The sequence below is a fragment of the Polaribacter sargassicola genome, assembly GCF_021991835.1.
GTDB lineage: Bacteria > Bacteroidota > Bacteroidia > Flavobacteriales > Flavobacteriaceae > Polaribacter > Polaribacter sargassicola.
The window spans coordinates 1-353 of sequence record NZ_JAHDAU010000089.1 but is presented as its reverse complement, the minus strand read 5'-3'; the positions used below and the strand labels follow the sequence as shown (position 1 = coordinate 353).

1 protein-coding gene is annotated in these 353 nt (G+C 30.9%); it reads right to left on the bottom strand.

The genetic code is table 11. The features are described from left to right. A partial coding sequence (locus KI686_RS15960) for a MepB family protein (protein WP_237590319.1) occupies positions 1 to 327 on the bottom strand: 327 nt, incomplete at its 3' end. Positions 328 to 353: the final 26 nt, after the last annotated feature.

The following is a 353-nucleotide window of genomic DNA, read 5'->3' as shown; positions in this document are numbered from 1 at the left end:
AAACTTATTTTCAGTCTGCACATTTACAGTACAAAAATCAATTCGGTCATTCTCATTAAATGGTTCAATTGATCCATTTCCTATTCGTTTCCAAAACGTAACAAATTGTCCAGCTTTTTTTGGTGTTATTTTGGCATTTCTACTCAAAATATTTAAACCATTGAGTTGAAAACGACAGGCACTATATGCTTTGCTTTCCACTTCAGTTTGAAAACTCGAAATGTCAAGACAGCATGTGTCATAAATTTCTGTTTTTATTTTACTAAGATTTTTATCCATTAGCTCTATTTTATTCGTAAAATTCTTTTGGATATTCAACCATGCCATTAACCCCTTTCAATCCATTTTCAATC